This is a genomic window from Pseudoalteromonas sp. TAE79, from assembly GCF_000498015.1.
Taxonomy (GTDB): Bacteria; Pseudomonadota; Gammaproteobacteria; order Enterobacterales; family Alteromonadaceae; genus Pseudoalteromonas.
In genome coordinates this window covers 1-732 of the sequence record NZ_AUTL01000039.1, presented here as the reverse complement: position 1 = coordinate 732, position 732 = coordinate 1, and the positions used below count along the sequence as shown (strand labels likewise).

Here is a 732-nt window from a genome sequence, read left to right as displayed (position 1 = left end):
ATTGCATGGGGGTATTAATTAAACTCGATGCGCCGCAACAAATAAAAACATGGCAGCAGTTTACGCCAAGTGGGCCACTCGCATTTTTGCCAATGCAGGCACCATACGCTAATTTAATTTGGTACGATGATGCAAATACACTGCAAGCATTTAAAGGGCTAAACCCAGCTGAGCTAAAAATGCACATACTTAATAAATTTCCTGAACTTGCTGGAGACTTTGAAGTACAAACCCATGCAATATTTCCGCTTACTCGCCAACATGCTAACAATTATTCACAAGGGCGCTTAGTTTTAGTCGGTGACGCTGCACATACAATAAATCCCCTTGCAGGGCAGGGCGTTAATTTAGGTTTTCAGGACGTAGTGGCACTTGCTGAAGTTTTAGATAATGCTGCGGATATAGGGTGCCCGTTAACGCTTAAAGAATACGAGCGAGCTCGCCGTAAAGCTAATTTATTAATGATGAGCATGATGGATGCCTGTTACTTTGGCTTTTCTAACCAAGTTGCGCCACTTAAATGGGCACGTAGCCAGTTTTTAAAAATGGCTAATAATACAGGCCCTATAAAAAACTGGGTTTTAAAATACGCAATTAGCGGTGATTTAGGCTAAATTTAAAGTAGATATTTAAAAGGCTCATTTATGAGTCTTTTTTGTTTGCCCAGCGAAGCTGGCAAACCCGATAGGCTGAAAGATGCCTTATCACCCTGACTAAGGGGAAGATAATCTG

Annotated in this window: 1 protein-coding gene; it reads left to right on the top strand. The window is 41.4% G+C overall.

What is annotated here, in order from left to right; all coding sequences use genetic code 11:
• Nucleotides 1–614, top strand: a 614-nt coding sequence (locus tag L655_RS0101090; RefSeq protein ID WP_029751530.1) for an FAD-dependent monooxygenase, incomplete at its 5' end; no start/stop codon positions are given.
• Nucleotides 615–732 lie beyond the last annotated feature (118 nt).